16 protein-coding genes are annotated in these 23596 nt (G+C 73.0%); 10 read left to right on the top strand and 6 right to left on the bottom strand.

The features are described 5' to 3' along the window. Positions 1-83: 83 nt before the first annotated feature. Positions 84-713, bottom strand: a complete 630-nt coding sequence (locus ID574_RS40390) for an IclR family transcriptional regulator (RefSeq protein WP_188194300.1) — start codon at positions 711-713, stop codon at positions 84-86. Positions 714-798: 85 nt separating this feature from the next. On the opposite strand from ID574_RS40390, the gene ID574_RS40385 reads away from it, so the two are divergent. Beyond that, the gene (locus ID574_RS40385) at positions 799-1425 is read left to right on the top strand and encodes a hypothetical protein (protein ID WP_188194299.1); all 627 of its coding nucleotides are present in this window, start codon (positions 799-801) and stop codon (positions 1423-1425) included. A gap of 115 nt (positions 1426-1540) precedes the next feature. After that, a complete protein-coding gene (locus ID574_RS40380; RefSeq protein WP_188194298.1) occupies positions 1541-2026 on the top strand; it encodes a hypothetical protein in 486 nt (161 codons plus the stop codon). Here the strand turns inward: ID574_RS40380 and ID574_RS40375 are convergent. Then, positions 1987-3246 carry an MFS transporter gene (locus ID574_RS40375; RefSeq protein ID WP_188194297.1) on the bottom strand — a complete coding sequence of 420 codons (1260 nt, stop codon included), beginning with the start codon at positions 3244-3246 and terminating at the stop codon, positions 1987-1989. The genes ID574_RS40380 and ID574_RS40375 overlap by 40 nt on opposite strands. 156 nt (positions 3247-3402) lie before the next feature. On the opposite strand from ID574_RS40375, the gene ID574_RS40370 reads away from it, so the two are divergent. The 5 genes from ID574_RS40370 to ID574_RS40350 are packed head-to-tail and all read left to right on the top strand — an operon-like array spanning position 3403 to position 11709. Beyond that, on the top strand, positions 3403-5052 hold the full coding sequence (locus ID574_RS40370; protein ID WP_188194296.1) for a fatty acyl-AMP ligase: 1650 nt from the start codon (positions 3403-3405) through the stop codon (positions 5050-5052). Beyond that, positions 5045-7819, top strand: coding sequence for an MMPL family transporter (locus ID574_RS40365; RefSeq protein ID WP_188194295.1), 2775 nt, complete (start codon positions 5045-5047; stop codon positions 7817-7819). The genes ID574_RS40370 and ID574_RS40365 overlap by 8 nt, the downstream gene beginning before the upstream one ends. Then, on the top strand, positions 7816-9171 hold the full coding sequence (locus ID574_RS40360; protein ID WP_188194294.1) for a DHA2 family efflux MFS transporter permease subunit: 1356 nt from the start codon (positions 7816-7818) through the stop codon (positions 9169-9171). Before ID574_RS40365 ends, ID574_RS40360 begins: the two co-directional genes overlap by 4 nt. Beyond that, positions 9168-10373, top strand: coding sequence for a glycosyltransferase (locus ID574_RS40355; protein WP_188194293.1), 1206 nt, complete (start codon positions 9168-9170; stop codon positions 10371-10373). Before ID574_RS40360 ends, ID574_RS40355 begins: the two co-directional genes overlap by 4 nt. Positions 10374-10425: 52 nt before the next feature. Next, complete coding sequence (locus tag ID574_RS40350; RefSeq protein WP_188194292.1) at positions 10426-11709, top strand: hypothetical protein; 1284 nt, start codon at positions 10426-10428, stop codon at positions 11707-11709. Positions 11710-11794: 85 nt separating this feature from the next. Here the strand turns inward: ID574_RS40350 and ID574_RS40345 are convergent, their stop codons facing one another. Then, a complete protein-coding gene (locus ID574_RS40345; protein WP_188194291.1) occupies positions 11795-12874 on the bottom strand; it encodes an alpha/beta hydrolase in 1080 nt (359 codons plus the stop codon). Between the two features lie 236 nt (positions 12875-13110). Between ID574_RS40345 and ID574_RS40340 the strand changes: the two genes are divergently transcribed. Then, entirely contained in the window at positions 13111-18705 is a 5595-nt protein-coding gene (locus ID574_RS40340; protein WP_188194290.1) for a type I polyketide synthase, read from the top strand. Next, the gene (gene ccrA, locus ID574_RS40335; RefSeq protein ID WP_188194289.1) at positions 18702-20009 is read left to right on the top strand and encodes a crotonyl-CoA carboxylase/reductase; all 1308 of its coding nucleotides are present in this window, start codon (positions 18702-18704) and stop codon (positions 20007-20009) included. The genes ID574_RS40340 and ccrA overlap by 4 nt, the downstream gene beginning before the upstream one ends. Here the strand turns inward: ccrA and ID574_RS40330 are convergent. The 3 genes from ID574_RS40330 to ID574_RS40320 all read right to left on the bottom strand — a co-directional run bounded on the left by ID574_RS40330 (position 19978) and on the right by ID574_RS40320 (position 22436). Further along, positions 19978-21261 (bottom strand): PucR family transcriptional regulator, encoded by a 1284-nt coding sequence (locus ID574_RS40330; protein ID WP_223167572.1) that lies wholly within the window; start codon positions 21259-21261, stop codon positions 19978-19980. The genes ccrA and ID574_RS40330 overlap by 32 nt on opposite strands. 64 nt (positions 21262-21325) lie before the next feature. After that, positions 21326-21526, bottom strand: a complete 201-nt coding sequence (locus ID574_RS40325; protein WP_188194288.1) for an EF-hand domain-containing protein — start codon at positions 21524-21526, stop codon at positions 21326-21328. Between the two features lie 37 nt (positions 21527-21563). Next, entirely contained in the window at positions 21564-22436 is an 873-nt protein-coding gene (locus tag ID574_RS40320; protein WP_188194287.1) for a LysR family transcriptional regulator, read from the bottom strand. A 24-nt stretch (positions 22437-22460) separates the two neighbouring features. On the opposite strand from ID574_RS40320, the gene ID574_RS40315 reads away from it, so the two are divergent. Next, on the top strand, positions 22461-23579 hold the full coding sequence (locus ID574_RS40315) for a hypothetical protein (protein WP_188194286.1): 1119 nt from the start codon (positions 22461-22463) through the stop codon (positions 23577-23579). The last annotated feature ends 17 nt before the right edge of the window (positions 23580-23596 follow it).

The raw sequence follows: 23596 nt of genomic DNA, 5'->3' as shown, positions 1-23596 counted from the left end.
ATCGGACGGAACTGTCCTCTATGTGTAACTACCGTCCGCTATCGGTCTGGAGATGTCAACCCAGCCCCTTCAACCGAGCCCCTTTAACGGAGCGCTGACGACAGCTCGGCCGCGGCGGCCACCACCCGCGGCCCCGTGGACTCCTCCAGCGGGCCGAACGTCACCACACCCACTGAGGCCTCCAGCCACGGCAGCCCGGTGACCGGCGCGGCGACCCCCCGGGCACCCTCCTGCAACTGCCCCTCCGTGACGAAGTAGTCGTCGCGCCCTTCGCGCAGCGCCAATATCGCCTGCCCGGCCGCGCCTTTCGTGAGCGGATGGCGCGAGCCCTCCCGGTAGGCCACGTGCATATTGGTCCAGGACGGCTCGACCACGGCCACGGCCAGCCCGTCGTCGCCCTCGGCCACGGTCAGGTGCGCGGTCGCGCCGACCTTCTCTGCCAGCCGCCGCAGCGTCGGCACCGCCGCCGCCCGCAGCAGCGGCTGCACGGCCTGCGCCAGCACGAGCACCCCGAACCCGAGGTGCACCCGCCCCTCGGCGTCCCTGCGGACGAAACCCTCGTTCATCAGCGTCGTCAGCAGCCGGTAGACCACCGGGCGGCTCAGCGACAGCTCGGCGCTCAGCTCGGTCGGCGTGCGTCCGCCTCTGCCGTCGGCGAGCAGTCTGAGCAGGCGGAGCCCACGCTCCAGGGTCTGGGCGGATTCAGCGACCATGGTCCGATTATCCAGTGGCACTGCCTGGTGACGCTGTGCGGTGATGGGGGTACGTAGGGGAAGTAGCCGGAGCCAGGGGGTGACGATGAGGCGAAGGTGGGTTCTCGTGCTGGCCGGGCTGGCCGTGTGCGCGCTGGCCGCCGTGGTGCCTTCCGTCTCCACCCCCATGACGTTGATGTCCCGGCACGTGCCCGCCGACCCGCCGCAGAGCCACCTGGTCGAGGACACCTTCTACGTCACCGAGGGCATCGAGGTCAGCCTGCGGCTGCTGCCCGTCGCCAAGGGCGTCGCCTTCCGCTCCGGAGACCTCGCCGTCGGGGTCAAGGTCGACCAGAGGGGCCGGCTGTACGGCACGCCGGAGCGCTCCGGCACGTACGTCGCCCCCGTCCAGTTCTGCGCGGGTCAGGCCTGCCACGAGCAGGAGGTCACCCTCGTGGTGCTCGGCAACGTGCCCTGGGGGCCGCGCGACCTCACCTTCCCCGGCAAGGTCGGCGCCCCGCTGGACGGCGAGATCGGCATCAATGGCGGCCCCGCCGGCGTGCTCCCCGCCTTCACCGTCACCGACTACGCCAAGCTGCCCGACGGCGTGACCATCGGTCCGGACGGCCACGTGAGCGGCGTCCCCACCACGCCGGGCATCTCCGAGGTCCCGGTGCGCATCTGCGTGGCGGGCAACTGCGCGGGCGTCGTCGTGCGGCTCATCATCGTGTGAGACCGGGGACGGTAGGGCGTACCCCACCTGAACTGGGGGGACGGCGGGCGTGATCGGTGCGGCGCCGCGGCGGAGACTCCTCATGTAAGGCCCTCACCCCCTTTGGAGGTTCGACATGAGCACCGTCGCAGAAGCCCGCAGGACCGAGTTGCCGCCCGTCGTGCCCGCCGCCGCCATGCTCTGGCTGTCGGCCGTCGCGCTCGGCGCGTTCGAGGCCGCGCTGATGGTCAGCCAGGAGCTCCTCGCGGGCACGTCCACGGTCGCCGGAGTGCTGCCCGGACTCGGGTTCCGGCTGGCCGTCTTCGCCGGCGCGACCTTCCTGGCGTTGCGGCTCAAGCGCGGCCAGAACTGGGCGCGGTGGACGCTGGCCGGCACGCTGGGCGTGTTCGGCACCCTGTCGCTCGTGGTCGAGCCCGTCCGGTGGCTGCTGGACGGCGGCTCGATCGCCGAGGCCGTCGCCGGGATGGACGCCGTGGGCTGGGTCTTCGCGGTCAGCCGGATCCTGCACCTGACGGCCGTGCTCGGCGCGATGGTGCTGATGTTCCAGCCCCGGGCCAACGCCTACTTCGCCTCGGCGTCCGCCCGGGCCGGCGCGAGCTGAGGCGCGCGCAGGTTGCGCACTCCCGGGGCGAGCAGCGCGGCGAGGGTGCACAGCACGACGATGGCGGCGCAGCCGAGCAGGGCGCCCTCCGTGCCGAACACCTCCGCCGCCGGCCCCGCCAGCATCAGGCCGATCGGCCCGAACATCAGCGACCCGAGCATGTCGTACGAGCTGACCCGCGACAGCGCCTCGGCCGGCACCTCGCGCTGCATCGTGGTCTGCCAGAGCACGCCGAACACGTCGAAGGAGACCCCGAGCACGAACGCCCCGGCCACGATCCCCCAGATCGGCGCGTCCAGCCCGAGCAGCACGTACGGCAGCGCGGTCGGCAGGCAGAGAAGCACCCCTAGCATGATCGGCCGGCTGGGCCGCAGCCGGATGGAGAGCAGCACCCCGGCGATCATCCCGATGGCCTCGCCCGCGAGGAACCACGACCACGTCAACGCGCCGTCCGCGTTCTCCTTGGCCCACAGCGGGCCGAGCACCCCATGCCCGGCCTGGATGGCCATGACCAGCAGGGAGAACTGGGCGACCACCACCCAGAGCCACTGCCGCGAGCGGAACTCCCGCCATCCGTCGCGCAGGTCGGCCAGCACGGAGTGCCGCTCCTCGCGGGGTCGCTCGCCCGGCTCCAGCCGAAGCATCCCGATCAGCACGCCGGCGAGGGCGAACATCGCGCCACTCGCCGCCAGCGCCCAGCCGCCGCCGAACAGCGCAACCGTCCCGCCGCCGAGCACCGCACCGGCCACCCGCGAGGCGTTCGCGCCCAGGCCGAGCATCGCGTTGCCGGTCTGCAGCCGGTCCTGCGGCACGACCTCGGGGATGATCCCCTGCAGCGCCGGGAACACGACGGCCGCGGCGGTCCCGCCCAGCGCGGCCGCGGCGACCAGGGCGGGCAGCGGGGTCCAGCCCGTGAGCAGCATGACGCCCAGCGTGGAGAACGCCGCCGCCATCATCAGCTCGCCCGCCATCATCACCCGCTGCCGCGGCATCCGGTCCGCGATCACGCCGCCGACCAGCATGAACGCGATCATTGGCAGTGACTCGGCGGTGAGCACGACGGAAAGGGTGGTGGCGTCCGCGCCGGGCAGTTCGAGGATGCCGAAGGCCAGTGCCACGGGGGCGAACGTGCTGCCCAGCACGGAGATCGTCCGCGCGGTGAGAAGCATCGCGAACCGGCGATCCCGGAGCAGCCCGAGATCGCGTCCATAACCTTGCACTGGCGTTTACCCCCTACAAACAGCCAAACTCCCCTATCTTGCCGCACTTCTTGTCACCTCGTAACAAGACCGAATGAGGAATGTGCAGGGGTTTGGCAAGAATCCCGCCCTCCTTCTCCCGTAATTTGCTAGGTCCCTGAAACGAGGGGACTCGGCATGCCTGACACGTTGATCGACCGGGTGGCGCGGTGGGCTCGGGAGGCGCCCGGCGCGCCCGCGTACACGTTCGCCGACTACCTCGGGGACGGCGCGCGCCGGACGTACACCTGGGGCCAGGCCGACCTCAAGGCCAGGGCGCTGGCCGTGCGGCTGCGCGAGCTCGCCCGGCCCGGCGACCGGGCGGCGGTGCTCGCGCCGGCGGGGCTCGACTACGTGGTCGCGGTGCTGGGCACGATGTACGCGCGGCTCGTGGCGGTGCCGCTGTTCGCGCCCGGGCTGCCGGGGCACGCCGAGCGGCTGGATCGGGCCTTCTCCGACGCCGACCCCGCGGTGGTGCTGACCACCACGGCCGCGCTGCCCGGGGTCGCGGACTTCACCCGGCTGCCGGTCGTCACCGTGGACACCGTCTCCGACCTGCTCGCCGACGAATGGGAGCCCGAGCCCGTCGGGCCGGACGACCTGGCCTACCTGCAGTACACCTCCGGCTCCACCCGCGCGCCCGCCGGCGTCGAGATCACCCACGGCAACCTGGCCGCCAACGCCGCCCAGCTCTGGGAGGCCTTCCGGGCCCGGCCCAGGACGTCGGTGGCTGTTTTGTGGCTGCCGCTCTTCCACGACATGGGGCTGGTCGCCACGGTGGCGATGCCGATGATGGGCGGCAACCAGGCCGTGTTCATGGATCCGGTGGCGTTCGTCATGAGCCCGGTGCGGTGGCTGCGGCTGCTGTCGGAGTACGACGACGTGTTCACCGGCGCGCCCAACTTCGCCTACGAGTTCACCGCCGCCCGCGTGCGCCCCGGCGACAAGGCGGGGCTCGACCTGTCCAGGGTGCGGGTCATGCTGAACGGCGCCGAGCCCGTCAGGCCGGGCGCGATCGAGGCGTTCGACGCGGCCTTCGCCGGGTGCGGGCTGCGGCCCGAGGCGCACACGCCCGCGTACGGGCTGGCCGAGGCGACGGTGTTCGTGTCCGCGACGGGCCGGGACGAGGCGCCCGTGGTGACCGGGTTCTCCCGCGAGGCCCTGAGCGAGGGCTGGGCCGTGCCGTGCGCGGAGGGGGAGCGCAGCCTGCTTGTCTCCTGCGGGCGGCCGTACGGGCAGCGGGTCAGGATCGCCGGCGAGTCGGGCGCGCTTCCCGACGGGCGGGTGGGGGAGATCTGGGTGCAGGGGCCGAACGTGGCCCGCGGCTACTGGCGCGACCCTGAGCGGACGGCGGAGGCGTTCACCCACGGCGCGGACGGGACCTGGCTGCGCACCGGCGACCTCGGCGTGATCCACGACGGCCGGCTGTACGTCACCGGGCGCATCAAGGACATGGTCATCGTGGACGGGCGCAACCACTACCCGCAGGACATCGAGGCCACCGTGCAGGAGGCGCACGAGGCGGTGCGGCGGGACCGGGTGGCGGCGTTCGCGGTGCCGGGTGAGGAGACCGAGCGGCTCGTCGTGGTGGCCGAGCGGTCGCGCCGCGGGTTGTCGGCCGACGTGAAGGAGGTCGGGCGGGCGGTACGGGCCGCCGTCCGGACGAAACACGATTTATCCGTACATGACTTCGTGCTGACCGAGGCCGGGGCCGTCCCCAGGACGTCCAGCGGGAAGATCGCCCGGCGCGCGTGCCTGCGGGCGTACCTGGACGGCGCCCTTGTTTGAGTCCGCCGGCCGGCTGGTCTACCGCGGCAGATGGACGCTGCTGGTGCTGAGCCTGGCGGCGGCCGTCCTCGTGGTGCCGCTGGGGTTCGAGCTGTTCGGGCGGATGGCCGACGGCGGCTTCGAGGACCCGCGCGCGGACTCCACCACCGCCGCGCGCTGGAACGACGAGTGGTACGGCCGCCACGCCCCCGACGTGGTCGTCCTCTACCGGCACCCGACGGTCAAGGCGCGGGACCCGCGATACAAGAGGGCGGTGCACGACTCGCTGCGGGCGCTGCCGAAGGAGCACGTGCGCGGGCTGGCCACGTACTGGACGACCGGGTCGAAGCGGATGGTGTCGAAGGACGGGCGGTCGACGTACGCGCTGGTCACCCTCAAGGGCGACAAGCAGGCCGCCTACGCCGCGATCGCCGACCGGCTGCGCCGCGTCCACAACCTGTACGTCGAGGTCGGCGGGTCCGTGCCGCTGCTGAAGGAGCTCAACGACCAGACCGCCGCCGACCTGGCGCGCGCCGAGGCCATCTCCATGCCGGTGCTGCTGGTGCTGCTGGTGATCGTCTTCGGCAGTCTGGTGGCCGCCGGGCTGCCGCTGCTCGTGGGGCTGTTCGCGGTGCTCGGCGCGCTGGTGCTGCTGCGGCTGCTCACCGAGGTCACCGAGGTCTCGGTCTTCTCGCTGAACGTCGTCACCATGCTCGGGCTCGGGCTGGCCGTGGACTACTCGCTGTTCGTGCTCAAGGCGTTCAGGGAGGAGATCGCCGGCGGGGCCTCGAACGAGCAGGCCGTGGTGCGGACCATGGCCACGGCCGGGCGGACGGTGGCCTTCTCCGGGCTGACGGTGGCCACGGCGCTGCTGGGGCTCCTGCTGTTCCCGCAGATGTTCCTGCGCTCGATCGGCCTGGGCGCGGCCGCCGTGGTGCTGGTCGCGATGGGGGCCGCGCTCGTCGTGCTGCCCGCAGTGCTCGGGATACTCGGACGCCACGTGGACGCCCTGCGGATCACCCCTCGGTTCGGTGACGGGCGGCGCGACGGCGGCATGTGGCACGCCGTGGCGTCCAGCGTGATGCGGCGGCCCGTCCTGTATCTGGTCGCCGTGAGCGGCGTGCTGGTGGCGCTGTCGCTGCCGTTCCTGCGTGTGGAGTTCGGCAACGTGGACCACCGCGTGCTGCCGGCCGCCTCCGAGAGCCGGCGGGTCGCCGAGGCCGTCGATCGCGACTTCGCCAGGAACTCCATGGCCGCGATCGACGTGCACGTCCTGGTCGAGCGCTCCTTCACCGAGCAGCCCGCCATCCCGGGGCCGCTCGGCCAGGGGCACACGGGGATCAGCGCCGTCACACCCGTGTCCCCTTCCGACGCCAAGCCGCTCGCCGACCGGCTGCGGCGGCTGCCGCACGTGGCCGGGGTCGACGTGGCCGGGATGTCGCAGGACAACGGGGCCGTGCGGCTCGCCGTCCGCTACGACGTGGACCCCATGTCGGACGAGGCCGAGGAGCTCGTCAGGTCGATCAGGGGCCTGGCGCCGCCCGAGCCGAACGTGCGGCGGGTCGTGGTCGGTGGGCCGACCGCCGCGCAGATGGACCTGATGGACAGCCTGGCCGCCACGCTGCCGTGGATGGCGCTGGTGGTGGCGGCGGTGACGGCGGTGTTGCTGTTCGCGGCGTTCGGGTCGGTGGTGCTGCCGCTGAAGGCGCTGCTGATGAACGTTTTGTCCATCGGGGCGTCGTTCGGGGTCGTCGTGTGGGCCTTCCAGGACGGGCACCTCGCCTCCGCGCTGGGGTTCACCTCCACCGGGTCCATCGAGGCGACCGTGACCGTGCTGATCCTGGCCGTGGTGTTCGGGCTGTCCATGGACTACGAGGTGTTCCTGCTGTCGCGGGTGCGGGCGGAGTGGCTGCGTACGGGGGACAACGCGGCTGCCGTGGCGGCGGGGCTGCAGCAGACGGGCGGAGTGATCACCAGTGCGGCGCTGTTGCTGCTGGTGGTCATCGGGGCCTTCTCCACGGCGGGGATCACGATCGTGAAGCTGCTCGGGGTGGGGCTGTTCGTGGCGATCGTGGTGGACGCGACGCTAGTGCGGGCGCTGCTGGTGCCGGCCACCATGCGGCTGATGGGCGGCGCCAACTGGTGGCTGCCCCGTCCGCTCCGCGCCTTCCACCGCCACATCGACGCGCACGACCGGCCTGCCCCCGCCCGCGCGCTCCCTCCCACGGTCCACGCGGCTGCCGCACCGCGCCCCGCCCCGGCCCGAGGGCTCCCCGCACTGGCCCACGGGCTCCCCGCCCCGGCCAGCCCCGCCCCGACTCTCCCCGCCCCGGCCGGCTCCGCCCCGGCTCGCCCCGCGCCGGCGCCGCGGCCCGTCGCCCCGCCCGTGGGGGCGGCTGGTGGCCGGCGTGCGATCGAGCCCGCCGCGGAGGGCGGCGCCGGGCCCGCGGTGACCGTCAACGGGCGGCCCGCCGTCTTCGGCGTGGACACCGACCCCGTGCCGCTGGCGGCCGAGCACGAGTCGGCGCCGGCCGAGCGCGGGCCGGTGCGAGCCGAGGGCGGGCCGGTGGTGGACCCGGGTGGGCATGTCAACGGGCGGCGGCAGCTCGTCCAGGCCAGCTCCTTCAGGAAGCATCCCTACTCCGCTCTCGCCGAGTCCGCGTCACCCGAGGAGCCCGAGGATGAGGACGACCGGCCGCGGTGGGTCAGGGTCACGGCGGGGCGGACCCGGGAGGTGCGGGCGACCCCGGACGGGGCGGGATGGATGTGGGTGGAGGTCGACTCGTGAGCGGCATCGCCCTCACCCGGCGCCCCGCCACGACCGGGCCGCTGCTGCTGGTGGTGGTCGGGCTGGCCGGCTTCCTGACCACCCTGGACAACACGGCCGTCACCGTCGCGCTCCCCAGCATCCAGCGCGACCTGGGCGCCGGCCTGTCCGCGCTCGAATGGGTGGCCACCGGCTATCTGCTGACCTTCGCGGGCCTCATGCCGGCGGGCGGCCGCCTGGCCGACGTCCACGGCCACCGCAAGGTGCTGCTGGCCGGGCTCGCCGCGTTCACCGTGGCCTCGCTCGGCGCCGGGCTGGCCACGACGATCCACCTGCTGGTCGCCGCCCGCCTCGCCCAGGGCGCCGGGGCGGCGCTGGTCCTGCCTGCCACGCTGGCCGTGCTGGCCGGCCGGGACGAGCGGCAGCGGTCCATGGGCGTGGCCGTGTGGATGGCGTCCGGGGCGGGCGCGCTGGCGCTCGGGCCGGTCGTGGGCGGGTACCTGAGCCAGCACGCCCACTGGAGCTGGGTGTTCCTCGTCAACGTGCCGATGGGCGCCGTGGTGATCGCGCTGGCCTCGGTGGCGGTTCCGCACGCGGGTGGCGGGGTCCGGAGGTCGCTGGACGTGCCCGGGGTGCTGGCCTCGGTGGCGTTCCTGGCTTCGGGGACGTTCGCGTTGATCCAGGGCGGCGCGCACGGCTGGGACTCGCCACCGGTCGTCGCCGCCCTGCTGGTCTGCGCGGGCAGTGGGGCGGCGTTCGCGCTGGTCGAGCGGCGGGCCGCCGATCCCATGGTGGACCTGCGGCTGTTCGCGGTCAGGGCCTTCACCGGCGGCGTGGTCGCGCAGGTGCTCTGGGGACTCGGGGTCAACGGGGTGTTCTTCTACACGGCGCTCTTCCTGCAGGGCGTGCTCGGGTTCACGCCCACCGCCTCCGGGCTGGCGTTCGTGCCGCTGGCCCTGCTGGTCGTGCTGGTCACGCCGCTGGCGCCGGCGGTGGAGCGGCGGCTGGGCGCCGGGCGTACGGTGGCGATCGGGCTCACGCTGGTCGCCGGCGGGATGGCGGTCGCGGCCACGCTGGAGGCGGGCGACGGGTGGGCTCGGCTGCTGCCCGCGGTCTGTGCGATCGGGGTGGGGTCGGCGCTGACCATGCCCCTGGGGTCCGCGGTGCTGGGCGCGGTGCCGGAGGAACGGGCCGGGGTGGCGGGCGGCGTGTTCTCGGTCAGCCGCGAGATCTCCGGTCTTTTCGGCATCGCCGCCGTCGGGGTGATCGTGCACGCCGCCGCGGGCTTCGCCAGTGGGTACGCGGCCGGCCTGCTGGTGGCGGCCGGGTTGGTGCTGGTGGGGGCGCTGGTCAGCCTGGCGGCGCTGCCATGAGGACGGCCGTGCTGGCCCTCGGCTCCAGGGGCGACACGCAGCCGTGCGCGGCGCTGGCCCGAGGGCTGGCAGGGCGCGGGCACGAGGTCACGCTCGTCGCGGCCGGGCGGTACGCCGGGCTGGCCGGGCCCGGGGTGTCGTTCGCGCCGTTGGGCGTGGATCCCGTCGCGATCATGGAGAGCGAGGAGGGGCAGGCCTGGCTGCGGAGCGGGCCCACGGGGTTCGTACGAGGCCTCAGAACCGTCGTCGAACCGCTGGCCGCGAAGCTGGTCGCCGAGGTGGACACCGCCTGCGCGGGCGCGGACCTGGTGCTCGCCCCCGCGCTCGGCGCCTTCGGCAGGCACCTCCACGAGCGATACGGCATCCCGTACCGGATCCTGCAGCTCCAGCCGAGCGAGCCCACCGGCGCGTTCCCGAATCCGCTCCTGCCGTTCGCCTCCCTGGGGCGGCTCGGCAACCGGGTCAGTTACGCGCTCGTGGAGCGGCTCGGGTGGCTGGTGCTCGGGCGGATGGTGAACCGGCTGCGGGCCGGGGTGCTGGGGCTCGGGCCGACGCGGGGCAGCCCGTTCGCGGCCGACCGGCGGGACCGGGTGCCGGTCCTGTGCGGGGTCAGCCCGCTGGTCGTGCCGCGGCCCAGGGACTGGCCCGAGTACGTGCACCTCACCGGGTACTGGCGGCTCTCGGGGAGCGGAGGGCTGGGCGATCTCGAGGATTTCCTGGCGGACGGGCCGCCGCCCGTGTACGTGGGGTTCGGGAGCATGGTGCCGGGAGAGCCCGGGCGGGTGGCCGAGGAGGTCGTCGCCGGACTGCGGCGGGCCGGCCTGCGGGGCGTCGTCCAAGGGCTGCCCGTCGAGGTGTCCGACGACGTCGTGCGGGTGGGGGAGGTGGCGCACGACCTGCTGTTCCCGCGGATGGCGGCCGTCGTGCACCACGGCGGGGCCGGGACCACGGGGACGGCGTTGACGGCCGGGGTGCCGGGCGTCGTGTGCCCGTTCTTCTCCGATCAGCCCTTCTGGGGGCGGAGGGTGGCCGCGCTCGGGGCCGGGCCGCCGCCGTTGCCGATCGGGCGGTTCAGCGGGGGCGAGCTGGCTGCGCGGCTGCGCGCCGTACCGAAATATCGCGAAAAATCAGCGCAACTGGGGCGGCTACTCCGCGTGGAGAACGGCGTGGAGAAGGCCGTCGATCTCATTGAACGTTGTTGATCGTCCAGATATGGTGCATATGCCCACGATCACCCCCTGGAAGTTAGGTGCCATGCGACAGCGGCTGCGGCAGCTCCTCGTCATCGGACTAGCCCTCTCATTCCTCGGCGTCGGCGTTCCAGCGTGGTCGGAGGACGACCCGAGAAGCTGTAACGACCTGCTGTCCAGCGACACCCCCGCGTTCGTGGTCTGCACGTGGATGGCCACGCCCGAGGAGGCCGCGGACATCGCGAGGTTCTGGCTGAACAACGACGGCGAGAACATGAAGGAAGCCGGTCCCCTGAACGCCCCCGAGGTCGACTGCACCGACCCGGGCACCGACTGCACGCACGACAGCGAGGGCGACGGCGAGGCGCACGACGTGGGCGACCCGGACGTCGAGGGAGCCGAGGACGGCGGCAAGCCCGAATGCCAGAACGGCGAGGAGTGCTACACCGACCCCACCGGGATCACCGCCGAGGAGAAGACCGCCGCCCAGCAGACGCCGGCCGGCCAGGCCGCGCAGACCGCCGCCCAGACCACCATGCGCCTGTGGATCGAGACGGAGCTGGCCGACGACTACAAGGCGGGCAAGCTGGCCGAGGCCGCCAAGAAGATCGCCGCGCTGGCCGCCGCGCAGCCGGGCGTCGTGGGCATCCGCTTCACCTCGCAGCTGGGCTACAACCAGACGTTCGCCAGGGCGGAGGAGCTGGACGAGTTCGTCACCGAGGCGACGGCCGCGCTGCGTGGCCTGGTGCCGGGCAAGAAGCTGGCCGCGCACACGCTGGTGCCGGTGTTCGGCTGCGGTGCGAACGACGCCTGCAAGGCCGAGATCGCCAAGAAGTACCCGCTGCTCGACCCCGACCGTATCGGCGCCTGGCTGGCCAAGGGCCACATCGACCAGCTCGCTCTGGACAGCGGCCACTTCGCCACCGAGTACGCCACCTGGAAGATCGACGCCGCCGAGGCCCAGCGCAACCAGTCGATCCAGGTCCGCGCCCGCGCCTGGGACGCCTACGCCCAGATCGCCGTCGAGGACGCGATCTTCGCCGCCGCCCCGCTCACCGAGGAGCAGACCGCCAAGGCCATCACCGACCGCATCGCCGCCCCGCTCCAGGACGACGCCGCGGAGACGGTCACCCTGTGGACCCGCTGGCAGAACGACCAGGGCCAGGTCAGCCGTGTGTACGGCGAGAAGTGGGCCGCCAACGCCACCTGGGACCAGCTCAAGAAGCTCGGCTCGGTCCGCGCCCGGCTGGCCACCGTCTACGACCCGGCCAGTCCCGAGGTGGACGTGGCCACCGACCTGAAGAACCTCTCCGAGGTCTTCGGCCAGGTCTACCTGCACGCCGCATAGGCCGTCACGTCCTTCGCGACCCGTCGGCTCGACGCCGGCGGGTCGCCGCGCGTGAACCGGATCTCCGCGCGCTCGCCGCCGGTGTCTAGCCGTTCCGCAGTCCCAGCGCGGACACGATCATCGGGTACGACCTCTTGAACTCCCGGATCCAGTACGGCCACGTATGCGTGCCGTTCCCGTACAGATGGAGCGTGTGCTGGATGCCCAGCCGATCGAGCCGCGCACTCAGCGCCTTGCCCGTGTAGGCCGAGAGCGGCTCCCCGAGGTGCGCCGGATGCCACGGCGAGCCCGGCGGGTCCAGCGGGCCCTGGAAGCTGGTGGTGCCGCTGGAGATGTAGATGCTCACGCCCTTGAGGTTCGGCGCGAGGGCCATGGGGTCGTTGGCGGCCCACACCTTCTCGTCCCTCTTCGGGTGTCCCCACAGGGCGAGTGGGTCCTGCTTCTCGCTGGCCTGGGCCTGCATGATGATCGCGGGGATGCCGGGGAGCCGGGTGGCCAGGATGCCGCTGTAGGCCCCGGCGAAGCGGAACATGCCGGGGTGGCGGGCGGCGTACTTGATCGCGCCGTACGCGCCCATCGACAGGCCCGCCACCGCGCGGCGGGTCCCGGCGCGGTAGCCGATCTCCAGCAGCCGGCGCACCTCGTAGGTGTGGAAGGTGGCCCACGCCGGGCTGCCGCCCCTGCCGCCGTTGTGCCAGTCCGAATAGTTGCCCGCCCGGCCGGCCTCCGGCATGACGACGATGGCGTCCAGGTTCGCCGTGTACGCGGCCACGTCCGTCATACGGGTCCACGACGTGTAGTCGTCGGCGCCGCCGTGCAGCAGGTACAGCACCGGCCACGTCCGCTTCGCGCCCCTCGACCAGCCTTTGGGGAGGAGCAGGCGGACCGGGGTCAGCAGGCCGACGGAGGGCGAGGAGACGAGCAGGTCCAGCGTGCGGGCGTCGAGCCGGCGCTCGCTGACCACGCGGGCGGGTCCGGCCAGCGCCTTCTGACCGGGCGCGTAACCGGTGGGTTTCGTGGTGGGTTTCGTGGTGGGTTTCGTGGTGGGCTTCGGCGCGGGCTGCTCGTGCTCGTCCGTGAACGACCAGTCGGGGTCGGCGAGGGCCGGGCTCGCGCAGGAGAGCAGCAGCATCGTCGCCGTCGCCAGTGCCAGGAGGGCACGCATGAGAGTCCCCTTCGCTGTGGGTGCAGGCGAGGGTAGGGGCGAAGCGGAGCAGGCGGCTATGACGTGGCGCAACGAAATCCCGCCGCTCGTTGTGGCCTGCGGGACAAATCCGCTCGGGTTATCACCGGCGTGACAAAACCCAACCGAAGAATGTTCCGTACGGGCCTGCCGTCCGCCTGCCGAGCCTGGGTATGTTGGCCGATCACCCCCCGGCCTCGGCAGCATGGGAGTGTTCCATGGACGTATCCGAAGGCGAGATCCGGCGCTTCCTCACCGCGCGACTCGGCGGGCAGGTGGATCCCGACCGGCCGCTGGAGGAGCACGGGCTGTCGTCGCGCGAGGCCGTGGCGGTGGCGGGCGAGCTGGGCGAGCTGCTGGGCCGCGAGCTGAGCCCGACGCTCGTGTGGGAGCACCCCACGATCAACCTCCTGGTCCGCGCGTTGTCCACGCCCCGCGAGGACCAGGAGGTGCCCGGCGCGGAGGGGGAGCCGGTGGCCGTGGTCGGGATCGGCTGCCGGTTCCCCGGCGCGCACGGCCCCGAGGCGTACTGGGAGCTGCTGATCGAAGGGCGGGACGCGGTCGGCGAGGTGCCCGCGGGGCGATGGGAGGCGTTCGACGACGGGTCGGCGCGTACCCGCGAGGTGCTGGCCGGCACGACCCGGCACGGCGGTTTCCTGGACGACGTGGCCGGCTTCGACGCGGAGTTCTTCGGCCTCGCGCCGGGCGAGGCGGCGTCCATGGACCCGCAACACCGCATGCTGCTGGAGACGGCCTGGGAGGCGCTGGAGCACGCGGGCATCGCGCCGAGATCGCTGGCCGGCACGCGGACCGGCGTGTACGCCGGGCTCTCCGCCACCGAGTACGCCTACCTGACCGGCGCCGACCTGGCCGCCGTGGACGCCTGGACGGCCACGGGCGCCGCGCCCAGCATCGCCGCCAACCGCCTGTCGTACCTCCTGGACCTGCGCGGCCCGTCTATGGCCGTGGACACCGCCTGCTCCTCCTCCCTCGTGGCCACCCACCTGGCGGTCGCCGGCCTGCGCTCGGGCGAGTGCGGCCTGGCCCTCGCCGCCGGCGTGAACCTGCTGCTCTCACCCCTGATCACGGTGGCCTTCGACCGGGGCGGCGGCACGGCGGCCGACGGGCGGTGCAAGGCGTTCGACGCCGCGGCGGACGGCATGGTCCGGGCCGAGGGGTGCGGGGTCGTGGTGCTCAAGCGGCTCTCCGACGCCGTACGCGACGGCGACCGGGTGCTCGCGGTGATCCGGGAGAGCGTCGTCAACCAGGACGGCCGCTCCAACGGGCTGGTCGCGCCCCGCCCGGAGGCGCAGGAGTCGCTGCTCAGGCAGGCGTACGGCGGCCTGGGCCGCGGACCTGACTACGTCGAGGCCCACGGCACCGGCACCTTCCTCGGCGATCCCATCGAGGCGCGGGCCATCGCCGCCGCCGTCCCGTCGCCGGTGCTGCTCGGCTCCGCCAAGACGAACCTGGGACACCTGGAGGCGGCCGCAGGGGTGGCCGGGCTCATCAAGACCGTCCTCGCCCTGCACCACGGCGTGATCCCGCCGAGCCTCCACTTCCGGCGGCCCAATCCGCACATCCCCTGGGAGCGGTTGCGCGTGGTCACCGAGCCGACGCCGTGGCCGCGGGCCGACGCCCGAGCGGGGGTGTCCGCCTTCGGGTTCGGCGGCACGAACGCGCACGTCGTGCTGGACGCCTGGACAGCTCGTCAGGAAACCCGCGTGGAGCGGGCCAAGCACGTCTTCCTGATCACCGACACCACGCCGGAACGGGTGGAGCGCCACGCCCGCGCTCTGGCCGCCCGGCGGCCGGACGCCGACCTCGCCGACGTGGCCCACACCCTGGCGAGGCGGGCTCGGCGCGGGCGGGCCGCGGCGGCGGTGGTGGCGGGGGACGGTGAGGAACTGGCCGCCGAGCTGCGGAACATCCGGCCGAAGACGGTGGCGGCGGCCTCCGGGCCGGTGTGGGTCTTCAGCGGCTACAGCCCGCAGCGGCCCTCCATGGACCTCTACGACACCGAGCCCGCCTACCGGCGGACGATCGACCGGCTGGCGCCGCTGCTGCGGGCCGAGGCGGGCATCGACGTCCACGAACCAGGCTCGGGTGTCGCGACGCTGCAGCCGATCGTCTTCGCCGCGCAGCTGGCGCTGGCGGAGACGTGGCGGGCGTACGGGTTCGAGCCCGCCGCGGTGATCGGGCACTCCATGGGGGAGGTCGCCGCCGCGGTGGTGGCCGGTGGGATCGGGGTCGAGGACGGCGTACGGGTGATCTGCCGGAGAGCCCGGCTCCTGGGTGGTCTGGGCGGCGGCGGGGCGATGGCGGTCGTGGAGGTGGGCGCGGACGAGGTGCCGGACGACCTGCACGTGGCCGTGTACGCCTCGCCGGTCCAGACCGTGGTGACGGGGGATCCGGGGCGGGTGGCGGAGTTCGCGGCGTCGGTTGCGGACCGGGGGCTGTTCGCGCGGACGCTCACGGCTGAGGGCGCGGGACATTCGCCGCAGGTCGGGCCGTTGGTGCCGCGGCTCAGGGAGGAGCTGGGCGGGATCATGGGCGGCAAGCCCGGCATTTCGTATTACTCCTCCGTTCTTGAGGATCCTCGTGAGGTGCCGGTGTTCGAGGGCGCGTACTGGGCCGCCGGGCTGCGCCGGCCCGTACGCCTCATGCAGGCCGTACGGGCGGCCGCCGAGGACGGCCACACCCTGTTCACCGAACTCGGCCCGCGCCCCCTGCTGACCGGCGCGCTCCGCGACACTCTCCCGCCGGCCGCCCTGATCACCGAGGGCCCCTTCCACGACCAGGTGGCCACGGCGGCCACCGCCGTCGTGCCGCGGACCCGGGGTCGCGTCGTCGACGTGCCGCACTCTCCCTGGCACCACGTACGGCACTGGGCGGCGCCGAAACGCCCGCCGACCGGTCACCCGCTGCTCGGCGCCCACGTGGAGACCCCGGCCGGTCATGCCTGGACGACCACCCTCGACGACCTCTCCGACGCCCCCTGGCGGCTGCGGCCGGAGGAATGGCGCCGCGACGGCCACCCCGTGCTCCCGCGCACCGCCGTGACCAGGCTCGCCCGCGCCGCGGCGACCGAGGTGCATGGGGAGATCGAGGTGCACGACGTCACGCTCCGGGGCCTGCTCCCCCTGCCCGCCCAGGTGACGATCACCCTGTCGGGCGACACGATCGAGCTGTCCGCCAAGAACGCCGCCGGCGCCTGGACCGTCTACGGCACCGCCACCGTCGCCCCTGCCGACGCGGCGGGCGGCTCTCGGCGGGCCGGGCGCATGGCTCTGGGCGGGACTTTCTCACCTGCCGAGACCGTCGGCTTGCTCCCGGGCCCCATCCCCACGAGGCTTGACGCCAAGCTCTACAGGCGCGTCTGGGTGAGTGCCCCACCGACGGAGGCGGGCTCGACCCGCGCATGGCTCATCCTGGCCGATGAGGGGGATGCGCGGGCGGCCCGCCTCCACACCCTCCTGGGCGAGACCGACGATCCGGCGAACGTCCTCGTCCTGGTCCCCCGCCACCTCGACCCGCCCGGCGCCCGGCGCATCCTGCTCCGGGCGGCCGAGCAGGCCCGGCGAGGCTCCAGGATCACGGTCGCGACCGAGCGGGCGCAGGCCGTACGGGACGGCGAGCCGCCGGACCCCGGCCCCGCCGCGCTCAGGGGGCTGATCAGGGTGCTGGCGCTCGAACACCCCGAGACCCGCGCCACCCTCGTGGACTTCGACGACCTCGACGACCTGGCCGTGGAGCTGGCCGGCGACTCCCCCGACGACGAGGTGGCCTGGCGCGCCGGAACTCGCTACGCGGCCCGCCTGCGCCGCATCCCGCTTCCGCCCGCCCGGCCGGCGCCGCTCTCGCCCGCCGGGCCCGCCCCGCTCCCGCCCGCCGGCCCCGCCCCGCTCCCGCCCGCCGGCCCCGCTTCGCGCTCGCCCGATCCGGTCGTCGGCCCCGGCGCGTACGTCATCACCGGCGGCTACGGCCACCTCGGCCGCATCGCCGCCCGCTGGCTGGCCGCGCGCGGCGCCACCCGCGTCGTGCTGAACGGCCGCTCCCCGGCGCCCGCCGACGGCATGGCCCAGGTGGTCGCGGGCGACCTGGCGACGCCCGCCGACGGTATCGTGCAGGTGGTCGCGGGGGACCTGGCGGCGCCCGGCACGGCCGAGCGCCTGGTCGCCGCCGCCACCGAGGGAGGGCTGCGGCTGCGCGGCGTCATCCACGCGGCCGGAGTCCTGGACGACCGGCTGATCGCGGACCTGGATCCCGGCAGCCTCGAACGCGTGTGGGCCGCCAAGGTCACCGGCGGCCTGCGCCTCCATGAGGCCACCAAGCATCTCGACCTCGACTGGTGGGTCGCGTTCTCCTCGGCCGCCGGGCTGCTCGGCTCCCCGGGCCAGGCCGCCTACGCGGCGGCGAACGCCTGGCTGGACGCGCTGTGCGAGCGCCGCCGGGCGCACGGTCTGCCCGCGATCAGCATCGACTGGGGCCCGTGGTCCGGGACCGTCGCCCCGGACGCCATGCCCGCCGTGGAGCCCCTGACAGTGGGGGAGGGATTGGAGGCTCTTGAAGCGCTGATTCAGCGGGATATGTCGGGCGTCGGGGTGATCAAGCTGGACGATGCCCAAGCAATCACGATATTTCCGGCTATTTCTCGAATGCCCTACTTCTCGGAAATCGCGGACCTTCCGTCTGCGGCGGCCACCCAGGACCTCGCCGACCTGCCGCCCGACGAGGCGCTGGCCGTCGTGTCCGGGAAGGTCAGGGAGCGGGTGGCCACCATCCTGGGGGTGGACCCGGCCCGGCTGGCGGACGACGCCGTGCTGACGGAGCTGGGTCTGGACTCCCTGGCCGCGACCAGGCTGCGCGGCACCGTCGAGCACGACTTCGGCGTCACCGTCCCCACGGCCCCCCTCCTCAAAGGCGGCACCCTCGGCGCCCTGGTCCGCACGGTCGCTCTGGGCTCAGGAGACGTGCCCGGGACGGCGGCACCGAACTTCATCGGGCAGGCGGAGGCCGATCGGGGCCTCGTCCGCGCCCTGACCACCGGCAGGCGGGGGAGGCCGATCTTCCTGGCCCACCCGGCGGGCGGCACCGCCGACGTCTACACCCTCCTGGCCGACCGCCTGCCCGCCCCCGTCCTCGGCCTGGAGCGCCTCGGCGACCCTCTGGGGATCCCCGAACGCGCATCCCGCTACGCACAGGCCATCAAGGACGGCGGCGCGGGCCCGTACCGCCTGGGCGGCTGGTCGTTCGGCGGCATTCTCGCCTTCGAGATCGCCCAGCAGCTGGGCGAGGTCGAGCTGGTGGCGATGATCGACTCGGGCCTCCCCGAGCAGGTTCCCGAGGCGGCGAGACGCGAGATCAACGCCCGCAGATACGCGGATTTCGCGGCCTACCTGCGGAAGACCTACGGTGCGGACATCCGCCTCGACCTGGCCGAGCTGCTCCCCCTCGACGAGCGGGCCCAGCTGGCGGTCACCGAGGCCAGGGTGGCGGAGTCGGGGGTGCTCGACCGGCTGAGCCCCGCCGTCGTCCGCCACCAGCTCACCTCCCACGAGGACACCAGGGCCATCGAGCGTTACCGCCCGAGCCGCCCGTACCAGGGCCGGGTCGTCCTCTACCGCTCCACGGACCCGACCCCCTGGACGGTCGAGGACCCGCGTTACGCGCACGAGAACGACCCGGCCAGGGGCTTCGCCCCGTACTGCGCCGATCTGGAGATCGTCGAGGTCCCCGGGTCGCACCACCTCAACCTGCTCGACCCCCCGCACGTCGAGGTCATCGCCGAGCACCTGAAGGGACTCCTATGACGCTGGCAGAGGCCGTGGTGGCGGGCGCGGAGCCCGCCGAGCTGGAGCGGCTGGACGTGCCGTCCGCCTACCGGGCCGCCCACATCCGCAAGGACGACGTCGGGACCTTCGACCGGGACGAGCCCGACAAGGACGTCCGCAGGACGCTGCACGTCGGCGAGGTACCGATGCCCGAGCTGGCCGCCGACGAGGTGCTGATCGCGGTCATGGCCAGCGCGATCAACTACAACACGGTGTGGTCGGCGATGTTCGAGCCGGTGCCGACGTTCGCGTTCCTGGAGCGGTTCGGGCGCACCGATCCCCGGCACGACCTGCCGGCGCACGTGCTCGGCTCGGACGCGGCCGGGGTGATCGTCCGTACGGGGCGGGCGGTGCGGCGATGGCGGGTCGGCGACCGGGTGGTCACCAGCCCCGCGTACGTCGACGGCGAGGACCCCGCGATCCAGCACGACGGCATGCTGGCCGGCGACCTGCGGGCCTGGGGCTTCGAGACGAACTTCGGCGGCCTGGCCGACTTCGCCGTGGTCAAGGCCACCCAGCTGCTCGCCAAGCCCCGGCATCTGAGCTGGGAGGAGGCGGCCTGCAACATGCTGTGCGCCTCGACCGCGTACCGGATGCTGGTGGGCGAGCGCGGCGCGCGCATGAAGCAGGGGGACGTGGTGCTGCTCTGGGGCGCGACGGGCGGTCTCGGCGGGTACGGCGTGCAGCTCGTCAGGAACGGCGGCGGCATCCCGGTCGGCGTCGTGGGCACGCCGGAGAAGGCCGAGCTGCTGCGCCGGATGGGCTGCCGGCACGTCGTGGACCGCTCGCAGTTCGAGGGGCTGGGCGACGAGAAGGGCTGGCGCAGGCTCGGCGCCGAGATCAGGCGGCAGGTGGGCGAGGACCCGGCCATCGTGTTCGAGCACACGGGACGGGAGACGTTCGGCGCCTCCGTGTACGTCGCGCGGCGGGGCGGCGCGGTGGTGACGTGCGGATCGTCCAGCGGATACGCCCACGAGTACGACAACCGGCACCTGTGGATGAAGCTCAAGCGGATCATCGGCTCCCATGGGGCGAACTATCAAGAATGCCACGAGGTGAACCGGCTGATCTCGCTCGGCATGATCCATCCGACGCTCTCGACCGTGTACCCGCTGGAACAGGCGGCCGAGGCGGCGCGGGCCGTACAGCTGAACCGGCACGTCGGGAAGGTCGGCGTGCTCGCCCTCGCGCCTCGGGAGGACCTCGGGGTCGAGGACCACGCGCTGCGCGAGCGCATCGGCGAGGACCGCCTCAGGCTCTTCCGCGCTCCTTGCTCTCGCTGAGGGCCTGACGGGCGCGGAGCGCGATCTCCAGCTCGAACCGGACGTCCGGGTCGGCCAGTTGGTCGCCGTACAGCTCCTCCAGCTGCCGCAGCCGGTACCGCACGGTCTGCGGGTGCACGTGCAGCCGGGCGGCCACCTCGCCCGCGCCCCTGCCGTGCCGCAACCATGCCAGCAACGTCTCCGCCAGCCGGTCCTGCTGGGTGGGACGGAGGTGGGCGAGAGGCGCGAGGCGCACCTCGGCCAGGGCGCTGACCAGCTCCTCGTCCTTGAACACCACGAGCGTGGCCATGTGGTCCTCGCACCGGAGCAGGCCGCGCGGCAGCACGCCGCGCCGCGACAGCTCCAGCGCCTCCCGTGCCCAGCGCAAGGAGGTCGCGGCCGCGGCCAGCGGCACGGCCGGTCCGATCGCGCCCCAGTGTCCGCGCAACGCCTGCTCCAGCATCTGCGCCTGACCCGGCCCGCTGGGATCGGGCACCAGCAGGCAGGGGGTGGGCCGGTCCAGCCCGGTCAGCACGTCGGGCGGGAGCGGCGGCATGCGGTAGACCCCGGACCAACCGCCGCTGGGCAGGCCGCCATCGGACCGGCCGTTGGCCTGTCCGGCAACCGCCCGGCCGGAGCCGAGCCCGCCGAGACCCTGCTGGTCGTCCAGGGCGACGCAGGCGACCGTCCGGGGGAGTCGCCAGCCCGCCGCCTTGGCGAGGTCGGCGATGGCGTCGGGGCTGGCGGGCGGCTGGCTGAGCAGCAGGTCCAGGAGACGGCCGCGGCGGCGCTCGATCTCGCCGGCCGCGTCCGCCCTGGCCTCCTCGAAGCCCTCGGCCGCCGCGTCGGCGAGCTGGTCGAGGTAGACGAAGATGGCCTCCCCCAGGTCGTACAGGGACTGGGGGGACAATCCGAGCGGCTCGGCGATCTCGGTCAGCCGTCGCCAGCCGACCCGGGCCCCGAGCCGCATCGCCGTCTGGAGTGGCTCCAGGTTGCGGCCCTCCGCCGCCTCCCCCTTGCCGATCATGCGGAACGGCTCCGGGTCCCAGGGGGCGCCGGGGTTCTCGATGCGGTCGAGGAAGCCCTCGATGGCCTGCTCGACCGCCATCCTGACGACCTTGATGTAGAGCTCGTCGTCGGGCCGGGCGTACTCGGGGATCCGGGCCTGGATCTCCTCGATCACCTCCTGGGAAACCCGGCCGATGCCCGACCTGAGCGTTTTCACGATGTCCGCGGGTGTACGGCTTTCGCTGCTGTCACTCTTGATGGCCATCGTCCCTCCTGTCGCCATTGTGACCCAGGCGACAGGGGATTTCGAGCAAATGCTTGGTTTGGTATCACTTCTGGATGAAGGCCCCGAACTCCTCCATGTCGATCAGCCCGTCCCCGTCCTTGTCGAGCCTGCGCACCCCTTCCTGCGCGGCCTCCAGCGTCACCGGCTGGCCGAGCACCTCCATGAGCCGGACGAGCTCGGTGGCGGAGATGCGGCCGTCGTTGTCCGCGTCGATCAGGTCGAAGGTGATCGCGTAATCGCTCATGGGTCTGGCTCGCCCTTCTGCGGGATCCGGTGTCGCGTCAGACCTTAGTGGCGACCTGTCGTAGCGCGTCGATGAATGCCGCGACTTGTGGACTCCTGTCCCCTTCTCTCCAGGCGATCGCCAGCTCGCCCGGCGGCAGCCCCGCCACCGGCCGGTAGGCCATCCCGGGCCGCCGGTAGAGCTCCGCGTTGCCTTCGGCCACGAGTACGACGCCGAGTCCGCTGGTCACGGCCTCGAACACCTCCTCCGGCGTGCTGGCGGTGACCCCCACGACCGGCTCGTCGTCCCGTACGTCCCGGCCGAGCCAGAAGTCCCGCAACGGCCCCGCGGCCGGCGGCAGGGCGATGAACGGCTCGTCGCGCAACGCCGCGAACGGCACCTCCTCCAGCCCGGCCAGCGGATGGTCGGCGGGCATGGCCACGCCCCTGCCCTCGGTGGCCAGCACGTACGTGCTCAGCCCCGGCGGCACCGGCAGCCAGAGGAACGCCACGTCGGAGGAGCCGTCCAGCAGCCCGCCGCTGGGATCGTCCCATCCGACCAGCCGCAACGACACCTCCCACCCCGGCATGGCCGCCCGGAACCGACGCAGCGCCGCCTGCTGCAGCCCTCTCCCCACGGCCGTCTGCATCCCGATCACGAGCGTCCCCGTGGGCGCCGCCGCCCGCGCGTCCTCCAGCCCCGCCGCCCACCGTTCGAGCAACTCCCGGGCGACCGGCAGCAACGCCTCACCCTGCCGCGTCAACACCACCCCACTGTGGACGCGCTCGAACACCCGGAACCCGAGCTCCCGCTCCAGCATCTTGAGCTGCTTGGACAGCGCGGGCTGCGACACGAACAACCGCTCGGCCGCCCGCGTCACGTTGAGCTCCTCGGCCACGACGACGAAGCTCTTGAGCACCTTCAGATCCATGCCTCTGCCAGGGTCGTGTGTGGGATGAACCTGCTGCCGGCCACTCTACGGGCGAGGGCCTTTGACACCATCCTTATCGCCCCGCTGTCAGCATGCGGGATCATGTCTGGGAAACCCGCGGAGACGACACCCGGCCGCGCGAGAACGTTCGCCCTCGCTGGCCAGGTACTGGCCCTGGGGTTGATCGTCGCAGCGATGGACCGTGTCGCGTTCGCCATGACCCGGCAGGACATCCTTGAGCTTTTCCGGCAGCTCCGCGCGGACGGCAACATGTGGCTCGACCAGGGGGCCCAGCAAGAACTCCTGGGGTTCACGAAGAGCGGCGGTTCGAACATCCTGCCGTTCACGATCTTCTGCGTGATCGCCGCCCTTCTCCACGCCCTCGCGGCGATCGGCCTCCGGCGCGGCTCGCGCGGGTCCACGGCCGCCGGTCTGTACGTCGTCGGCATGCTCACCCCGTTGTACCTGGTCGGGCTCCTGCTGGTGTCGCGCTGGATGGAAGGGGGCGTGCTCCACGACTTCATGTCGTCGTCCGACGCCGAGATGATCATGAGGTCGTCGACTCCCGACTGGTACGCCCCGGCGCGCCTCGCCCTGCTGGGCGCGGCCGCCACGGCGTACGTGATGACGGGATCCGTCCTGCTCAGGCGTGCCGCCCCGGTGCTGCGCGACTGGACGGCGCCGCGGCGCGCGACGCTGATCCTCGGCCATGCGCCGCTGGCCGGGCTGTTCGTCGCGGTCTTCAACTTCGTGGCGCTCGATCAGGCGCACCGGCTGTCGGACGGCAAATACTACGTGCGCTTGTTCGGGAGCGGCCTCTGGGCTTACGTCTGGTGGTCTGCCGCGGCCATGGTGCTCGTGTGGGGGCTGACCTGGATCGGACGCCGGCCCGGGAAGTCCCACCTCCTGGTCGCCGGACTTGGCGCGATCACGGTGCCGTTCCTGCTGTTTCAGCTGGTGACGTGGTTCGTCATGTACGAAACCATGAAGGGGGCCACCTTCGACGACGTGGACGGCGTCATCGGCAGCGGCCTCTCCTGGTACGGGCCCGCGTTGATCACTCAAGCCTCCCTTGCCGCCGTCGCCTTCGTCGCCGCCGTCGTGCTGACGCTACGCGCCGCCAGACGGGCCCCACTGCCATAACCATCGGTTATCGCAAC

The organism is Nonomuraea sp. SYSU D8015 (genome assembly GCF_008065375.1).
GTDB lineage: Bacteria > Actinomycetota > Actinomycetes > Streptosporangiales > Streptosporangiaceae > Nonomuraea.
The sequence above is the reverse complement of the archived record's forward strand: the minus strand, read 5'-3'. Positions and strand labels throughout refer to the sequence as shown.